This window comes from Brevundimonas sp. GW821-FHT10A07, assembly GCF_059415785.1.
On the sequence record NZ_JBWKNX010000039.1, the window covers coordinates 1 to 1,274 of the forward strand.

The window sequence follows — 1,274 nt, forward strand, 5'->3', positions numbered from 1 at the left end:
TGCAGCGAAAGACCCAGCGTGTCCTTGTCCGACAGCGGCTTGGGCTGGACCGTCAGGTCCCCGTTGGCGATCTCATCGGCCATCGAAGCCGTGACCCTCAGATTATCGACCATCCGCTCCAGCGAGATGCCCAGGGTGTCCTTGTCCGACATGGGCTTGGGCTGGACGCTCAGGTCGCCGTTGGCGATCTCGTCCGCCATCGCGGCGGTGCCGCGCAGATTGCCGACCATCCGTTGCAGGGAGATACCCAGGATGTCCTTGTCCGACAGCGGCTTGGGCTGAACGCTCAGGTCGCCCTGGGCGATCTCGTCAGCCATGGCGGCCGTGGCCTTCAGGTTGGCGGTCATCCGGTTGACCGTATCGACCAGATCCTTGATCTCGTCATTGGTCGTCACGGCGACGTCCTGGTTCAGGTCGCCGATGGCGACGGCGTCGATCGCCGTCGCGATCTTGCGCAGGCCCATGGTGACGGTCCGCGAAATCCACAGCGCTGCGACCACGCCGATGATCAGACCGGCGGCGACCAGGGCGATGAACAGGCTGCGCGCCTCGGAAAACACCTTGTCCCCTTCGGCGCTGGCGGCGGCGCCGCCTTCGACATTGAGGTTCACCAGCTTGACCAGGTCCGCCGACATGTCGTCGTAGAGGGGCTTGCTGGCCAGCATGGCCTGGGCGGCCGCTTCGTTCTGATTGGCGCGGGAGAAGGCGAGCATCCGCTCCCCATCCCGCAGGTAGTTTTCATACTTGTCCGAAAACTGGTTGTAGAGATTCCGCTCGGAGTCCGACGAAATCAGGGCTTCGTATTTCGCCTGGTCCCTTTTGATCGTCTCCAGCGTGGCGGCGATATCCTTTTCAACAGCCGCCATGCGCGCCGGATCGGTCGAGGTGATGTGCGCATACTGCTGCGCGCGAAGATCCGAAGTCGCCGTGTTGATAAGGTGGATCGCGTCGATGCTGGGCAACCAGTTCTCGGTGATGATCGTGGACTGGTGATTGACGCTGCTCATCTTCATGACGCCGACGACGCCGAGAATCATAGCGATCGCCAGCACAGCGGCGAAGGCCCCGGCCAGCTTCATCTTAATCGTAGCGCGCATTGTAATGTTCTTTCCAGGAAACGCCGGCGGCCGTCAGGCCGCTCGATCGATGTTGGGGAAGGACGCCAGAGAGACGGTGTCGGTGCTGGACAGCAGTCGGGGCAGGTCGATCAGGACGACGAAGCCGTCCTCGCGCCGCACCACGCCCGAGATATAGTCCGAGCGCCACTTGATCCC

The 1,274-nt window shown here is 62.8% G+C and carries 1 protein-coding gene; it reads right to left on the reverse strand.

Translation table 11 applies throughout. The annotated features are described in order from the left end of the window. The coding region (locus tag AC07NC_RS17390) for an MCP four helix bundle domain-containing protein (protein ID WP_494570296.1) at nucleotides 1-1,097 on the reverse strand (1,097 nt) is incomplete at its 3' end. Between the last annotated feature and the right edge of the window lie 177 nt (nucleotides 1,098-1,274).